The organism is Haloferax profundi, assembly GCF_001469865.1.
Classification (GTDB): domain Archaea; phylum Halobacteriota; class Halobacteria; order Halobacteriales; family Haloferacaceae; genus Haloferax; species Haloferax profundi.
In genome coordinates, this window is record NZ_LOPV01000377.1 from 1 (window position 1) to 342 (window position 342).

Below are 342 nucleotides of genomic sequence, written 5' to 3' on the forward strand. Positions count from 1 at the left end.
CGTGAAGTCGTCGCTTCAGCCCAGAGAACTCAATTTCCACTCCTACGATGCGAACCAGCTTCGGTCAATTCTCGAACACCGGCGTGACGCGTTCCGGGACGGAGTCCTTGAGGACGGTGTGATACAGTTGAGCGCCGCACTCGCTGCCCAGGACCATGGCGACGCCCGACAGGCTATCGACATCCTCAGAAATGCGGGGATGCTCGCACAGCAACAGGACAGTGAGACAGTCACCGAGAAACATGTTCGGGAGGCTCGTCGGGAGGCTGAGAAAGACCGGTTCCACGATCTCATCGGGGGGTTGACCGTCCAGAAGAAGACCACTCTCGCTGCCGTCACGAC

1 pseudogene is annotated in these 342 nt (G+C 59.4%); it reads left to right on the top strand.

Features of this window, described 5'->3' with window-relative positions:
- A pseudogene (locus AUR66_RS22105) lies at window positions 1-342 on the top strand (cell division control protein Cdc6); the annotation flags it as partial.